The organism is Streptomyces anatolicus (genome assembly GCF_019400875.1).
GTDB classification, from domain to species: Bacteria; Actinomycetota; Actinomycetes; order Streptomycetales; family Streptomycetaceae; genus Streptomyces; species Streptomyces anatolicus.
The window spans coordinates 1-15,190 of record NZ_WMBF01000130.1 but is presented as its reverse complement, the minus strand read 5'-3'; the positions used below and the strand labels follow the sequence as shown (position 1 = coordinate 15,190).

General features: G+C 71.0%; 12 protein-coding genes. 3 read left to right on the top strand and 9 right to left on the bottom strand.

Annotated elements, in window-relative coordinates; genetic code table 11:
* On the bottom strand, positions 1–558 hold a 558-nt coding region (locus GKQ77_RS14475; protein ID WP_219689147.1), incomplete at its 3' end, for a TetR/AcrR family transcriptional regulator.
* A gap of 85 nt (positions 559–643) precedes the next feature.
* On the opposite strand from GKQ77_RS14475, the gene GKQ77_RS14470 reads away from it, so the two are divergent.
* Positions 644–2,230: an MFS transporter gene (locus tag GKQ77_RS14470; RefSeq protein ID WP_219689146.1), complete on the top strand. Its 1,587-nt coding sequence runs from the start codon at positions 644–646 to the stop codon at positions 2,228–2,230.
* A 52-nt stretch (positions 2,231–2,282) separates the two neighbouring features.
* On the opposite strand, the gene serA is transcribed toward GKQ77_RS14470, so the two are convergent.
* The 6 genes from serA to GKQ77_RS14440 all read right to left on the bottom strand — a co-directional run bounded on the left by serA (position 2,283) and on the right by GKQ77_RS14440 (position 12,322).
* Entirely contained in the window at positions 2,283–3,887 is a 1,605-nt protein-coding gene (gene serA / locus GKQ77_RS14465; RefSeq protein WP_125515270.1) for a phosphoglycerate dehydrogenase, read from the bottom strand.
* Between the two features lie 278 nt (positions 3,888–4,165).
* Positions 4,166–5,164 carry a ketol-acid reductoisomerase gene (ilvC, locus tag GKQ77_RS14460; RefSeq protein ID WP_125515269.1) on the bottom strand — a complete coding sequence of 333 codons (999 nt, stop codon included), beginning with the start codon at positions 5,162–5,164 and terminating at the stop codon, positions 4,166–4,168.
* A gap of 104 nt (positions 5,165–5,268) precedes the next feature.
* Positions 5,269–5,796, bottom strand: a complete 528-nt coding sequence (ilvN, locus tag GKQ77_RS14455; protein ID WP_219689145.1) for an acetolactate synthase small subunit — start codon at positions 5,794–5,796, stop codon at positions 5,269–5,271.
* Between the two features lie 29 nt (positions 5,797–5,825).
* Complete coding sequence (locus GKQ77_RS14450) at positions 5,826–7,673, bottom strand: acetolactate synthase large subunit (protein ID WP_219689144.1); 1,848 nt, start codon at positions 7,671–7,673, stop codon at positions 5,826–5,828.
* 234 nt (positions 7,674–7,907) lie between these two features.
* Positions 7,908–10,976 (bottom strand): putative bifunctional diguanylate cyclase/phosphodiesterase, encoded by a 3,069-nt coding sequence (locus tag GKQ77_RS14445; RefSeq protein WP_219689143.1) that lies wholly within the window; start codon positions 10,974–10,976, stop codon positions 7,908–7,910.
* Between the two features lie 392 nt (positions 10,977–11,368).
* Positions 11,369–12,322 carry a 2-hydroxyacid dehydrogenase gene (locus tag GKQ77_RS14440; RefSeq protein ID WP_219689142.1) on the bottom strand — a complete coding sequence of 318 codons (954 nt, stop codon included), beginning with the start codon at positions 12,320–12,322 and terminating at the stop codon, positions 11,369–11,371.
* A gap of 119 nt (positions 12,323–12,441) precedes the next feature.
* Between GKQ77_RS14440 and GKQ77_RS14435 the strand changes: the two genes are divergently transcribed.
* The gene (locus GKQ77_RS14435) at positions 12,442–13,494 is read left to right on the top strand and encodes an aldo/keto reductase (protein WP_219689141.1); all 1,053 of its coding nucleotides are present in this window, start codon (positions 12,442–12,444) and stop codon (positions 13,492–13,494) included.
* Positions 13,495–13,548: 54 nt separating this feature from the next.
* On the top strand, positions 13,549–14,715 hold the full coding sequence (locus GKQ77_RS14430) for a PQQ-dependent sugar dehydrogenase (RefSeq protein WP_219689148.1): 1,167 nt from the start codon (positions 13,549–13,551) through the stop codon (positions 14,713–14,715).
* On the opposite strand, the gene GKQ77_RS14425 is transcribed toward GKQ77_RS14430, so the two are convergent.
* Both GKQ77_RS14425 and GKQ77_RS14420 read right to left on the bottom strand, forming a co-directional pair.
* Positions 14,708–14,902: a DUF6191 domain-containing protein gene (locus GKQ77_RS14425; protein ID WP_219689140.1), complete on the bottom strand. Its 195-nt coding sequence runs from the start codon at positions 14,900–14,902 to the stop codon at positions 14,708–14,710. The two genes, GKQ77_RS14430 and GKQ77_RS14425, sit on opposite strands and share 8 nt — an antisense overlap.
* Positions 14,903–14,982: 80 nt before the next feature.
* Positions 14,983–15,190: response regulator transcription factor (locus GKQ77_RS14420; RefSeq protein WP_219689139.1), on the bottom strand; the 208-nt coding region annotated here is incomplete at its 5' end.

Here is a 15,190-nt window from a genome sequence, read left to right as displayed (position 1 = left end):
CTCCATCACCCGCCGCAGCCCCTCCGTGAGCTGTTCGGCGGTGGTCGCCGAGTCCGGGTCGAAGAGCCACTGGACCATCAGGCCGTTGAGCAGCGTGGTGTAGAAGCGGCCCTCGCTCTCCACGACGTCCTCGGGCAGCTCGCTCTCGGCGATGCCGATGAACTGCGCGGCGAGCCCACCACGCCCCTCGCTCTGCGCCTTGACCAGCAACTCCCTTACGCCCGCCAGGCGTTCACCGTGGGTGACGACCTCCAAGGTGAGCAGCCAGATGCCGCGGGACTCGGGGAAGGTCTTCAGGAGGCTCGACCACGCCTCCTGGAACCGCTCCAGCGAACCGCCCTCGGCGGTGCCGCCGCTGGGCACCCCCACGTCCCCCGCGTTCTCGATGAGCGCGATGTAGGCCTGGGCCAACAGCGCGTCCTTCGAGCCGTAGTGATAGCCGATCGAACCCAGGTTCGCCCCCGACTCCTTCACGATGTCGCGTGCCGTCGTGCGCACGAACCCCTTCTCCAGCAGGCAGCGCTTGGCCCCTTCGAGCAGATCCTCACGGTGTCCCATGCGGGGCACCCTACTCCGCGATCCATACAAGTGATCTATACGTCCGTACTAGACAACCGTATAAGACGTACGTACCGTTGCCGCCATGCCAACGAACCCCCGTGCCACCCGCAAGGAGTGGACCGCCCTCGCCGTCCTGATGCTCCCGCTGCTCCTGGTCTCCATGGACGTCTCCGTCCTCTACTTCGCCATCCCCGAGGTCAGCGCGGATCTGCGGCCGAGCGGCGCGCAGCAGCTGTGGATCTTCGACATCTACGCGTTCGTGCTCGCCGGGCTGCTGATGACGATGGGCTCCCTCGGCGACCGCATCGGCCGCCGCAGGCTGCTCATGTTCGGCGCCCTCGCCTTCGGCGCGGCCTCGCTCACCGCCGCGTACGCGAACAGCGCCGAGCTGCTGATAGCGGCCCGCGCGGTCCTCGGTATCGGCGGCGCGACCCTGATGCCGTCCACGCTGGCCCTCGTACGCAATATGTTCCGCGACGCCGGACAGCGCGCGAAGGCCATCGGCATCTGGCAGGCCGTCATGGTCGCCGGCATCGCGCTCGGCTCGGTGCTGAGCGGTGTCCTCGTCGAGCACTTCTGGTGGGGCTCGGTCTTCCTCGTCAACCTGCCCGCGATGGTGCTGCTTCTCGTCCTCGCGCCCGTCCTGATCCCGGAGTTCAAGGACCCGGAACCCGGCCGCTTCGACCTGCTGAGCGTGCCGCTGTCGATGGCCGCCGTACTGCCGCTGGTCTGGGGCCTGAAGGAGATCCCGACGGAGGGCGTCAGAGTCTCCTACGTGGCCTCGATCGCCGTCGGCCTCGCCTTCGCCGCCCTCTTCGTCCACCGGCAGCGCACCACCACCGCGCCGATGATCTCGCCGGAGCTCTTCCGGGGGCGCGGCCGCGTCTTCGGCGCCGCCGTCTCGCTGCACCTCGTCTCGTCGCTGGCGATGATGGGTTCGGCGTACTTCACCACCCAGTATCTGCAGTCGGTGCTCGGCAAGAGCGCCCTGGAGGCGGCGCTGTGGTCGCTGCTGCCCTCGCTCCTCATCGGCGTCACCGCCCCCGTCGCCACGGCGCTCGTGCAGCGCGGCATGGACCGCGCCCATGTCGTCGCCGCCGGTTTCACCCTCTCCGCCTGCGGTTACGCCCTTCTCTTCCTGACCGGCACCGACTCCCTGTGGCTGGTCCTCGCCGGGGCGGGCGTACTGGCCTGCGGCGCGGTCGTCGTCGGCTCACAGCTCACCGATCTGGCGCTCGGCGCCGCCCCGGCCGAGAAGGCGGGCACCGCGTCCTCGCTCCTGGAGACGGGGCAGGAGTTCGGCGGCGCGATGGGCATGGCGCTGCTCGGCTCCATCGGCAACGCGGTCTACCGGAACCAGATCCCCGACTGGGCCCCCGCCCAGGCCCGCGAGACGCTGGGCGGCGCGGTGGCGGCCGCGCACCATCTGCCCGCCCGCACGGCGGACGCTCTCCTGACCTCGGCCCGCGAGGCCTTCACCGGCGGCATGCATGTCGCCGCGCTGACGGGAGCGGCGATCCTCGTGGCGGCGGCCACACTGGCGGCGAGCGCGCTGCGCGGGGCGGACACGGGGGAAAACGAAACGCCGGGCGGACTGGAGAAGCACCCAGCCCACCCGGCGTCAGAGAACAGACTCACCGAAGCCAAATCCAGCCCGTCCGGCGTTTGAGGACGAACTCGGCGGAGCCGGTGATGACGGCGCCGCCGGCTCGCAGCCCGCGCTAGTCGCCGAGATTCACCGCACGCGCGGACTCCGCGCCGATCTCCTCGGCAAGCTCGGTCAGCACCGACTGCGGCACGGTGTCATCGACGGTGAGCACGGCCAGCGCCTCTCCGCCCACGTCCGCACGGGCGACCTGCATGCCGGCGATGTTGATGCCGGCCTCGCCGAGGACGCGGCCGACGGTGCCGACGACACCCGGGCGGTCGGCGTACCGCAGGACGACCATGTGGTCGGCGAGGGCCAGGTCCACGTCGTACTCACCGATGGCGACGATCTTCTGGAGGTGCTTGGGTCCGGCCAGCGTGCCGGAGACCGCGATCTCCTCGCCGTCGGAGAGCGTGCCGCGCACCGTGACCACATTGCGGTGGTCGGGCGACTCGGAGCTGGTGGTCAGGCGCACCTCGACACCGCGCTCCTGGGCGAAGAGCGGCGCGTTCACGTAACTCACGGTCTCGTCGACGACGTCCTCGAAGACGCCCTTGAGCGCGGAGAGTTCGAGCACCTTCACGTCGTGCTGGGTGATCTCGCCGTACACCTCGACGTCGAGGCGGGCCGCGACCTCCTGGGCGAGCGCGGTGAAGATGCGGCCGAGCTTCTCGGCGAGCGGCAGACCGGGGCGCACGTCCTCGGCGATGACGCCGCCCTGGACGTTCACCGCGTCCGGCACCAGCTCACCGGCGAGCGCGAGGCGCACCGACTTGGCGACGGAGACGCCCGCCTTCTCCTGCGCCTCGTCCGTGGAGGCGCCGAGGTGCGGGGTGCAGACGACCTGGTCGAACTGGAAGAGCGGGGAGTCCGTGCAGGGCTCCTTCGCGTACACATCCAGACCGGCGCCCGCGACGCGGCCCTCCTTGAGGGCGGAGTGCAGCGCCTCCTCGTCGACGATCCCGCCGCGCGCGGCGTTGACGATGCGGACGGTCGGCTTGACCTTGTGCAGCGCCTCGTCGCCGATGAGACCGAGCGTCTCGGGGGTCTTCGGCAGGTGGACGGTGATGAAGTCGGAGACTTCAAGCAGCTCGTCCAGCGACAGCACCTTCACACCCATCTGGGCGGCGCGCGCGGGCTGCACATACGGGTCGTAGGCGACGACCTTCATACCGAAGGCGCTCATGCGCTGCGCGACGAGGGCGCCGATGCGGCCGAGGCCCACGACACCGAGGGTCTTCTCGGCAAGCTCGACGCCCGTGTACTTGGAGCGCTTCCACTCGCCGTTCTTCAAGGCGGCGTTGGCCTGGGGGATGTTGCGCGCGGTGGCCAGGAGCAGGCCGCAGGCCAGCTCGGCGGCGGTGACGATGTTCGACGTCGGGGCGTTGACGACCATCACGCCGGCCTTGGTGGCGGCGGACACGTCCACGTTGTCCAGGCCGACGCCCGCGCGGGCGACGACCTTCAGCTTCCGGGCGGCGGCGATGGCCTCGGCGTCGACCTTGGTCGCGGAGCGGACCAGGATCGCGTCGACGTCGGCGATCGCGGGCAGCAGCTCGGCGCGGTCCGCGCCGTTGCACTGCCGGATCTCGAAGTCCGGGCCCAGGGCGTCGACGGTGGCGGGCGACAGCTCTTCAGCGATGAGTACGACGGGTTTGCCGGTGGCAGCAGTGCTCACGTGAGTCCTCACAAGTCCATTGCGGACGGCCGTCCCGACGGCCGCAGGCGGTGGAGGGTGCTAGCCGCGTGGAAGACGCACGACGCTGTGGGCCCGACGCGAATGTTGAACAGAAGCATAGTGGCGCCAACGCCCTCGGCATGCGCCTCTACGGAAGGATCACCCGTCCGTGGCTGGACGGGTTGGACAACGACGGAAGCCAGGAATCAGCCCCTCCGGGGTTTGAGGAGCGGGGTCCGGGGCGGAGCCCCGAGGCGGTGCCCCGGACCCGGCGCGGACTAGGCCTCCTCGTTGACCCAGGACATCAGCTTCCGCAGCTCCTTGCCCGTGGTCTCCAGCAGGTGGTTCTCGTCCTGCGACTTGTACTCGTTGTACTTCTTCAGACCACCGTGGTACTCGTCCATCCACTGCTGGGCGAACGTGCCGTCCTGGATCTCCGTCAGGACCTTCTTCATCTCGGCCTTGGTGGCGTCCGTGATGATCCGCGGGCCGGTGATGTAGTCGCCCCACTCGGCGGTCTCGGAGACCGACCAGCGCATCTTCTCCAGGCCGCCCTCGTACATGAGGTCGACGATCAACTTCAGCTCGTGGAGGCACTCGAAGTACGCGATCTCCGGCTGGTAGCCCGCCTCGGTCAGCGTCTCGAAGCCCGCCTTGACCAGCGCGGCGGTGCCGCCGCAGAGCACGGCCTGCTCGCCGAAGAGGTCGGTCTCGGTCTCCTCGGTGAAGGTCGTCTTGATGACGCCCGCACGCGTGCCGCCGATGCCCTTGGCGTACGAGAGAGCCAGCGGGAAGCCGTTGCCGGTCGCGTCCTGCTCGACGGCCGCGATACACGGAACGCCGCGGCCCTCCTCGTACTGACGACGGACGAGGTGGCCCGGGCCCTTGGGCGCGACCATGCAGACGTCGACGCCCTCGGGGGCCTTGATGAAGCCGAAGCGGATGTTCAGGCCGTGGCCGAAGAACAGGGCGTCGCCGTCCTTGAGGTTGTCCTTGATGGACTCCTCGTAGACCTGGGCCTGGATCGGGTCCGGCACCAGGATCATGATGACGTCGGCCTCGGCCGCCGCCTCGGCGGGGGTGACGACCCGCAGGCCCTGCTCCTCGGCCTTGGCCTTGGACTTGGAGCCCTCGTGCAGACCGACGCGGACGTCGACACCCGAGTCGCGCAGCGACAGCGCGTGGGCGTGGCCCTGGCTGCCGTAGCCGATGACCGCGACCTTGCGGCCCTGGATGATGGACAGGTCGGCGTCGTCGTCGTAGAACAGCTCGGCCACTGGGAATCTCCTATGTGTGCTGGTGTTGCGTCCCACCGTACGGCGGGCTCAGGGAGGGAAGTTCAGGGGTCTCGGTATCCGAGAGGGGTACCGGGAGCCCGGGGTCAGGCGCTGCGGTCGAGCGCCCGCAGGCTGCGGTCCGTGATGGAGCGGGAGCCGCGGCCGATGGCGATGGTGCCGGACTGGACCAGTTCCTTGATGCCGTAGGGCTCCAGCATCTTGAGCATGGCCTCCAGCTTGTCGCTGCTGCCGGTCGCCTCGATGGTGACGGCCTCCGGGGAGACGTCCACGGTCTTGGCGCGGAAGAGCTGGACGATCTCGACGATCTGGGAGCGGGTCTCGTTGTCGGCGCGGACCTTCGCGAGGACCAGCTCACGCGCCACGGCGGCGCCCGGCTCCAGTTCGACGATCTTCAGGACGTTGACGAGCTTGTTGAGCTGCTTGGTGACCTGTTCGAGCGGCAGTTCCTCGACGTTCACCACGATGGTGATGCGCGAGATGTCGGGGTGCTCGGTGATGCCCACGGCGAGGGAGTCGATGTTGAAGCCGCGGCGGGAGAACAGGGCGGTGATCCGGGCGAGGACGCCGGGCTTGTTCTCGACCAGGACGGAGAGCGTGTGCTTGGTGGACATGGCTCGTGGTCTCTCTTTCGCTCTCGGTCTCAGTCGTCTTCGTTGTCGCCGAAGTCGGGGCGGACCCCGCGGGCGGCCATGACCTCGTCGTTCGAGGTGCCGGCGGCGACCATCGGCCAGACCTGGGCGTCCTCGTGGACGATGAAGTCGACGACGACCGGGCGGTCGTTGATGGCGTTGGCCTCGGCGATGACCTTGTCCAGGTCCTCGGGGCGCTCACAGCGCAGCGCCACGCAGCCCATGGCCTCGGAGAGCTTCACGAAGTCCGGGACGCGGGTGCCCTTGTTGGGACCGATGTCCTCGGGGCCGCTGTGCAGGACGGTGTTGGAGTAACGCTGGTTGTAGAAGAGCGTCTGCCACTGGCGGACCATCCCGAGGGCGCCGTTGTTGATGATGGCGACCTTGATCGGGATGTTGTTCAGGGCGCAGGTGGTCAGCTCCTGATTGGTCATCTGGAAGCAGCCGTCGCCGTCGATCGCCCAGACCGTGCGGCCGGGCTGACCGGCCTTGGCGCCCATCGCGGCCGGGACCGCGTAGCCCATCGTCCCGGCGCCGCCGGAGTTGAGCCAGGTCGCCGGCTTGTCGTACTGGATGAAGTGCGCGGCCCACATCTGGTGCTGGCCGACGCCCGCGGCGAAGATCGTGTCCTCCGGGGCCAGCTGGCCGACGCGCTCGATGACCTGCTGCGGGGAGAGCGAGCCGTCCTCCGGCTGGGTGTAGCCGAGGGGGTAGGTCTCGCGCCAGCGGTTGAGGTCGTTCCACCAGGCGGAGTAGTCGCCGGTGTGGCCCTCGGTGTGCTCGGCCTGGACGGCCTGGACGAGGTCGGCGATGACCTCGCGGGCGTCGCCGACGATCGGCACGTCGGCGGCGCGGTTCTTGCCGATCTCGGCCGGGTCGATGTCGGCGTGGACGATCTTCGCGAAGGGGGCGAAGCTGTCCAGCTTGCCGGTGACGCGGTCGTCGAAGCGGGCGCCGAGGGCGACGATCAGGTCGGCCTTCTGCAGCGCGGTGACGGCGGTGACCGCACCGTGCATGCCCGGCATTCCCACGTGCAGCGGGTGGCTGTCGGGGAACGCGCCGAGCGCCATCAGGGTGGTGGTGACGGGCGCTCCGGTCAGCTCGGCGAGGACCTTCAGCTCGGCGGTGGCGTGTGCCTTCAGGACGCCGCCGCCGACGTACAGGACCGGGCGCCTGGCCGCGGTGATGAGCTTGGCGGCCTCGCGGATCTGCTTGGCGTGCGGCTTGGTGACCGGGCGGTAGCCGGGCAGGTCCTGCTGCGGCGGCCAGGAGAACGTCGTCCGCGCCTGGAGGGCGTCCTTGGCGATGTCCACGAGGACGGGGCCCGGGCGGCCCGTCGAGGCGATGTGGAAGGCCTCGGCGATGGTGCGCGGGATGTCCTCGGCCTTGGTGACCAGGAAGTTGTGCTTGGTGATGGGCATCGTGATGCCGACGATGTCCGCCTCCTGGAAGGCGTCCGTGCCGATCGCCTTGGAGGCCACCTGCCCGGTGATCGCGACCATCGGGACGGAGTCCATGTGGGCGTCGGCGATCGGCGTGACGAGGTTGGTGGCGCCGGGGCCGCTCGTCGCCATGCAGACGCCGACCTTGCCGGTGGCCTGGGCGTACCCGGTGGCGGCGTGCCCCGCGCCCTGCTCGTGGCGGACCAGGACGTGGCGGACCCGGGTGGAGTCCATCATCGGGTCGTACGCGGGAAGGATGGCGCCGCCGGGGATGCCGAACACCGTGTCGGCCCCGACTTCCTCGAGAGAACGAATGAGGGACTGCGCGCCCGTGACGTGCTCGACGGGGGCGGACTGCTGTCCTGAGGATCGGGGCCGCGGCTGCGGATGGTGGGCCCCGGTGGCCTGCTCGGTCATCGGCATTCTCTTCTCGAAGCTGAGGGTTTTCGCGGGGGTTTCGCAGGGTTTTGGCGGGTGCCAGTGCAACAAAAAACCCCTCGTGCCGTGAGGCAAGCGAGGGGAGCGCGCCGGGTGCGGTCGCTGGGGATCCGGTCTCCGGACCGGTCGGTCCCAGCTTCAGCCGACGCGCTTTCCAAGTACGAGAATTCGGGTGCGCATGGCATTGACCCTCCCCCCGGCACGCAGTGCCTGTCAAGTAGGTGGGATGGGGGTCTCATTATGTGAACGGGCGTAGGCCGAGGGGCTGCCCAAGTAGGTCCCCTGAGGCGCACTGGCGTACGCCCCCGCGGGCCCGCTCGCGTAGGCCCCGGGGGCGCCTGCCGCGTACGCCGCCGAGGACCCCGTCACGTACGCCGCCGAGGAGCCTGCCGCGTACGTCCCCGAGGGCCCGCCCGCGAGGACCGGCTCGGCCGGGCCGCGCGGGACGGGGTACTCACCGAGCGCGAGCGCCCTGCGCAGCCGGTACTCGTCGAGCGGCCCGGAGAACGCCACGCCCTGCCCGTGCGTGCACCCCATGGCGCGCAGGGCGACCACCTGCTCGGGCAGGTCGACGCCGTCGGCCACGGAGACGAGACCGAGGTCGTTCGCGATGCGCAGCAGCCCGGCGGTGATCTTGTTCAGCCGCGCGGACTCCACGACGCCCTCGACCAGGCCGCGGTCCAGCTTCAGTACGTCGACGGGGAGCCGGCGCAGCGCCGTGATCGCCGCGTAGCCGCTGCCGAAGCCGTCGAGGGCGATCCGGACGCCGAGCCTGCGCAGGGCCGTGAGGCGGCGCTCCAGGTCGTCCAGGGAGACCCGGGGGTCGCTGTCGGCCAGCTCGATGATGAGCCCTCCGGAGGGCAGGCCGTGCCGGGTGAGCAGCGCCTCGATGGAGCCGAGGGGCATGGCGCGGTCCAGGAGGCGCCGGGCGCTCATACGGACGGTCACCGGCACCGCGTGCCCGGCGCGGCCGCGCTCGGCGGCCTGCTCGACGGCGGCTTCGAGCATCCAGCGGCCCAGCTCGGCCGCGCGGTCGCCCTCCTTGCCGCTCCCGCCGTCCCTGCCGCTTCCGGCCTCGGAGACCCGCAGGAACTCGGCGGGCGTGAAGAGGATGCCCTGCGCCGAGCGCCAGCGGGCCTGCGCGGCGACCGCGGTGATCCGGCCGTCGTCGAGGGAGACCACGGGCTGGTGGAGCAGCGCGAACTCGCCGTCGTGCAGGGCCGAGCGCAGCCGGGTGGCCAGCTCCGCCTTGCGCACGACGTCGGCCTGCATCTGGGGGGCGTACAGCTCGACGCGGCCCTTGCCCGCGGCCTTGGCGCGGTACATCGCGAGGTCGGCGTTGCGCAGCAGCTCGCCCGCTCCGATGCCCGGTTCGGCGAAGGCCACGCCGATGGAGGCCGCGACGCGCACGTCGTTGCCGTCGATGGCGTAGGGCTGGGAGAGGGTGATTCTCAGCCGGTCGGCGAGTTCGTAGATGTGCTGCTCCCTGGCGGCCTGGTCCCTTGTCCCGTCGCCGACGATGAGAGCCGCGAACTCATCGCCGCCGAGCCGGGAGGCGGTGTCGCCCGCACGCACCGCCTCCTGAAGTCTGCGCGCCGCCTGGATGAGCAGTTCGTCACCGGCCTGGTGGCCGATGGTGTCGTTGACGGCCTTGAAGCCGTCGAGGTCGATGAAGAGCACGGCCGTGCCCCGGTCGGTCACTCTGCGGCCGGTCAGCGCCTGGCTGACGCGCCGGGTGAACAGGGCGCGGTTGGGCAGGTCGGTGAGCGGGTCGTGCTCGGCGTTGTGCTGCAACTGTGCCTGGAGGCGGACCCGTTCGGTGACGTCCCTGCTGTTGAAGATCAGGCCGCCGTGGTGGCGGTTGACGGTCGACTCCACGTTCAGCCAGTCGCCGTTGCCGGACCGGAAGCGGCACTCGATGCGGGTGGTGGGTTCCTCGACGGGGTTGGCGGTGAGGAACCTGCGGACCTCGTGGACGACCCGGCCCAGGTCCTCCGGGTGTATGAGCGAGGCTAGTTCGGAGCCGACCAGCTCCTCGGCCTCGCGGCCGTAGACGCCGGCGGCGGCCGGGCTCACGTAGCGCAGGATGCCGTTCGGGGCGGCGATCATGATGACGTCGCTCGAACCCTGGACCAGGGAGCGGAAGTGGTTCTCCTTCTGGGCCAGCTCCTGGGTGAGGGTGATGTTGTCCAGGAGCATGATGCCCTGGCGGGCGACGAGGGCGAGCACGACGGTGCCCGCGGTGAAGAGCACGACGCGGTCGACGCTGCGGCCGCTCAGGACGTTGTAGAGAATCCCCAGGGTGCAGACGGCGGCGGCGAGGTACGGCGTCAGGGCGGCCAGTGATCCGGCGATGGGCCGGGTGGCCGCGGAGCGCGCGTCCACCGGGTCGCTGTCGGCCGCCACGCGCGCGTGGTCCGGGCCCGCTCCCCCGCTCGCGTGCCAGGGCGCGGCCCAGGGGGCGTACGCCAGGAGCAGCGATCCCGCGAACCAGCCGGCGTCGAGGAGCTGGCCCGAGCGGTAGCTGCTGTGCAGCAGCGGCGAGGTGAAGAGCGCGTCGCACATCACGGTCAGGGCGAGCGCGCCGATGGCGGTGTTCACAGCGGTGCGGTTGGCGGATGACCTTCTGAAGTGCAGCGCGAGGACCATGCTGACCAGCGCGATGTCGAGGAGCGGGTAGGCGAGCAGGTACGCGGCGTGCGCGACGGACTGGCCCTCGAATTGGGCGTTGTGCGCGAGGGCGAGGCTCCAGGAGAGCGTGAGGAGCGAGCCCCCGATCAGCCACGAGTCGAGGGCGAGGCAGCCCCAGCCCGCCTTGGTCACCGGCCGCTTGGCGAGCACGAGCAGGCCGATGATGGCGGGCGGGGCGAAGCACAGGAAGAACAGGTCGGCGAGGCCGGGGCTCGGCACCTCCTGCTGGAGCACGACTTCGTACCACCCCCACACGCCGTTGCCGAGGGCCGCCATCGCGGAGGAGCACGCGAAGAGCAGCCATGCGGGTCGAAAGCGGCTGCGGCGCGTGCGGGAGTAGCAGAAGCAGGAGATGGCAGCGGCCGCGGCGGCGATGCTGAGGCCGAAGTCGCCCATGATCAGGGCGAGTCGGCCCGAGCCCCAGCCGAGCGCGGAGCCCATGGCGTACGCACCGCAGATGAGCAGCAGTGCGAGCTGGGAGGCGAGGCCTCGGCCGCCCGGCAGGGGGCGGCGGGCCGACGGCGTCCTCGGGGGCAGCGGCGCCGCGGGCAGGCCCGCTTCGAGGACGGTGGTGGCCGGCGGGGCGCTCATCGGACGGCCCTGGTCCGCGCCGCCCCCGTGTCCGTGCGGTACGGGCACCGGCCGTGGCCGTGCCGTCGCTTCGGGGGGCGGTGACGCCCGCTCGCGGGGCTCCCGCCATGTCCGCGTGGGTGTCCGTGGATCGGTGCGTGTGGGAGTCGGCGGCGACTGTCCCGCCGCGTCGGATTGTCCGCCCATAGGCCATACATCGCCCGTCGCCCCCCTCGCAGTCTGATCTCTCGTCCCCGGCGCCGCATGGTCCACGGCGCGTCCCCTGTCGGGACGATACACCAGGGTCGTCACTCAGGGACATAGCCCTTCTACGCTCCGTGACGATCAAGGGTGAAGTGGACACGGGGCGCACGCATTCGAGTGCGGAGCGTGCGCGAAACGGTTCCGAGCGATCAACTGCCGGTGATCCGTACGACGTTGTCGAGGGGGTTTCCGGCGGCGTATCTGGTCAGTTGCGCGGCGAGCAGGCGCCGGGCCCGGGGCGGGTACGCGGACGAGGAGCCGCCCACGTGCGGGCTGATGAGCACTCCTGGAGCGTGCCACAAGGGGTGACCCGCGGGCAGGGGTTCCGGGTCGGTCACGTCGAGGGCGGCGGTGAGGCGGCCGGACGTCAGTTCGCCGAGGAGGGCGTCGGTGTCGACCACGGGGCCCCGGGCCACGTTCACGAGCAGCGCGCCGTCCTTCATGCGGGCCAGGAACTCGGCGCCCACCAGGCCACGGGTGTCCTCGGTGAGGGGCGTCGAGACCACGACGACGTCGGCATCGGGCAGCAGGGCCGGCAGTTCGGCGAGCGGGTGCACGGGGCCGCGCTCCGTGGCACGGGCAGAGCGCGCGACGCGCGCCACCCGCGCACATTCGAAGGGGGAGAGCCTGTCCTCGATGGCGGAACCGACCGAGCCGTACCCCACGATGAGCACGGACTTGTCGGCGAGCGCCGGATAGAACCCCGACCGCCACTCCTCCCGCCGCTGCCCCTCGACGAAGCGCGGAATGCCCCGCAGTGACGCCAGGATCAGCCCGAGGGCCAGCTCGGCGGTGCTGGCCTCGTGCACCCCGCGCGCGTTGCACAACCGCACACCCGGCGCGAGGAACTTGAGGCCCGGCTCCATGTGGTCGATGCCCGCCGTCAGCGTCTGCACGACGCGCAGTGACGTCATCGCGGGCAGGGGGCGCACGGAGACCTCGGCGCTCTTCAGATAGGGCACCACATAGAAGACGCAGTCGGCCGGGTCCGCGGGGAAGTCCGGACCGCCGTCCCAGTAGCGGTAGTTGAGGCCCGACTCAGACGCCTCGGGCAGGCCGTCGATGTCGTCCGCCTCGAACGGGAGCCATACATCTGTCGTCATGCTCAGGAGGCTAATACGCCCAGGTCACCTGGTGGCCGTGGGGAGGCCGCGCCCGGGGCCGGGGGCGGCAGCGGATAGTTTGGGTGATCTCCGGACGAGGAGTGGGAGGGTACGGCCAGGTGGAGCGCAGGACGATCGGCGCGGGGGCGCTCGAAGTGGGTGCCGTCGGACTCGGCTGCATGCCGATGACCTGGGCGTACACCGGATCGCGGCAGCGCGGCGACGCGTCGCTGCGCACCGTGCACGCCGCGTTGGACGCCACGGGTGCCGCGGGCCAAGGGGTGACGCTGCTGGACACCGCCGACATGTACGGGCCGTTCACCAACGAGCTGCTGGTCGGCCGGGTGCTCAAGGAGCGGCGCGGTGAGGCGTTCGTGTCGACGAAGTGCGGGCTGCTCGTGGGTGAGCAGCACATCGTCGCCAACGGCCGCCCCGGCTATGTGAAGCGGGCCTGCGACGCCTCGCTGCGGCGCCTCCAGACCGAGACGATAGACCTGTACCAACTGCACCGCGCCGACCCCGAGGTGCCCATCGAGGAGACGTGGGGCGCGATGGCCGAGCTGGTCGCCGCCGGGAAGGTGCGGGCCCTTGGGCTCTGCGCGGTCGGGGCCCGGGCTCATCGGCGTGCGGCGCCGGGGCGGCCCGGGTCGAATGCAGGGGCGGCCGGGTCCGGGTCCGGGCTGCACGATCTGACGCTGCGGCAGCTGGAGCGGGTGCAGCAGGTCTTTCCGGTGAGCGCGGTGGAGGCCGAGCTGTCGGTGTGGTCGCCGGAGGCGCTGGAGGCGCTGCTGCCGTGGTGCGTGGCGCGCGGGGTGGGCTTCCTCGCGGCGATGCCGCTGGGGAATGGTTTCCTCACCGGGACGCTGACGCCCGGCCAGGGGTTCGAGCCGGACGATCTGCGGGCCCGGCATCCCCGTTTCACCGCCGAGATGATGGCGGCCAACCAGCCGCTCGTGGTGGGGCTGCGCCGGGTGGCGGAACGGCACGGGGCGACGCCCGCGCAGGTGGCGCTGGCGTGGGTGCTCGCCCAGGGGCGGCATGTGGTGCCGATACCGGGGGCCAAGCGGGAGCGCTGGGCGGTGGAGAACGCCGGGGCGGCGGCGGTGCGGCTGACCGGGGCGGACCTGGCGGAGATCGATGCGCTGCCGGCGGCGCTCGGGTCGTGGGACTGAGCGCGCGGGGCGCGGGCGGTGTATGAACAGGGGAAGCGCTGCGTCGAAGGGATCCTGATCGTGCAACGACCTGCTGTCACGGCCGTGTTGACCGCCGCCGTCCTGGCCCTCGCGGCCGGATGTTCGTCCGGCGGCCCGGACGGACCGGACAACCGTAAGACCCCCTCGAAGAAGGAGAGCGCGAGCGGGTCCCCCACCGGGAAGCCGGGCGCCGAACCCCCGCCGGAGAAGGGCTCGGCGAAGGTCACCCGCACCCTCGCCACCGGCCTCGACTCACCCTGGGGCCTCGCCGCGCTGCCCGGCGGTGACCTCCTGGTCTCCTCGCGCGACGAGGGCACGATCACCCGCGTCGACGGCACGACGGGCAAGAAGACGGAGCTGGGCGAGGTGCCCGGCGTCTCCCCCGGCGGCGAGGGCGGCCTGATGGGCCTCGCGCTCTCCCCGTCGTACGCGTCGGACCACATGGTGTACGCGTACTTCACGACGGAGTCCGACAACCGCGTCGCCCGGATGCTGTACGACGAGAAGAAGCCCTCCGGGAAGCAGCTCGGCGCGCCCGACACGGTCTTCAAGGGCATCCCCAAGGGCATGATCCACAACGGGGGCCGGATCGCCTTCGGCCCCGACAAGATGCTGTACGCGGGCGCGGGCGAAACGGGCGAGACGGGCCTCTCGCAGGACAAGAAGTCCCTGGGCGGCAAGATCCTGCGGCTCACCCCGGACGGGGAGCCCGCACCCGACAACCCCTTCGAAGGCTCGCCCGTGTATTCGCTGGGCCACCGCAATGTGCAGGGCCTCGCCTGGGACGAGCAGAAAAGGCTGTGGGCCTCGGAGTTCGGCCAGGACACCTGGGACGAGCTGAACGAGATCAAGGGCGGGGAGAACTACGGCTGGCCGGAGGCCGAGGGCAAGGCGGGCGAGGAGGGCTTCCGCGATCCGGTCGCCCAGTGGCGTACCTCCGAGGCGTCACCGAGCGGCGTCGCCTACGCGGAGGGCTCGGTCTGGATGGCGGGCCTGCGCGGCGAGCGGCTGTGGCGCGTCCCGGTACGGGGCGTGGCGGGCGAGCCGAAGCCGCAGGCCTTCCTGAAGGGCGACCACGGCCGGCTGCGCACGGTGCTCGCGGCGGGCGGCGACAAGCTGTGGCTGGTCACGAGCGAGACGGACTCGCGGGGGACGCCCGGGAAGGGGGACGACAAGATCCTGGAGGTGGAGGTCAGGTAGGCCCGCCGTCGTCGTCGCGGGGCCCCGGGACCGGTGGGCGTACGACCACCTTGCCCGACGTCAGGTCTATCGGCCCCCGCCCGGGGTCGCCGTCGGCGAGGTCGACCCGGGTCATCTCCAGACGCTTCCGCTCGTCGTCGGTGTGCTTGCGCCCCGGTGCGAACAGAGCCTCTATCGCGTTGAACACTGCGCCTCCCTGGAGCCGAGTTCCTGCCGTCAAGCGTAAGTGAGGCCCCACCAAACGGGCCGGGAGCGAAGAGGCGCAGGTCAGCGGCGGCTCGCCGGTGGGAAGAGCCGCAGCCGGTGGGCCAGGGCTGCGGCCTCGCCGCGGCCGGTGACGGAGAGCTTGGCGAGGATGTTGGAGACGTGGACGCTCGCCGTCTTGGGGGAGATGAACAGCTCCTCGGCGATCTGGCGGTTGCTGCGGCCCACCGCGACCAGGCGCAGTACGTCCCGCTCCCGGCTGGTCAGACCG

Excerpts from the sequence above, each read along its gene's own strand:
- GKQ77_RS14470 (WP_219689146.1), top strand. The coding sequence starts at position 644 with ATGCCAACGAACCCCCGTGCCACCCGCAAGGAGTGGACCGCCCTCGCC.
- ilvN (WP_219689145.1), bottom strand. The coding sequence starts at position 5,796 with ATGTCCACCAAGCACACGCTCTCCGTCCTGGTCGAGAACAAGCCCGGC.
- GKQ77_RS14450 (WP_219689144.1), bottom strand. The coding sequence starts at position 7,673 with ATGACCGAGCAGGCCACCGGGGCCCACCATCCGCAGCCGCGGCCCCGA.
- GKQ77_RS14445 (WP_219689143.1), bottom strand. The coding sequence starts at position 10,976 with ATGAGCGCCCCGCCGGCCACCACCGTCCTCGAAGCGGGCCTGCCCGCG.
- GKQ77_RS14440 (WP_219689142.1), bottom strand. The coding sequence starts at position 12,322 with ATGACGACAGATGTATGGCTCCCGTTCGAGGCGGACGACATCGACGGC.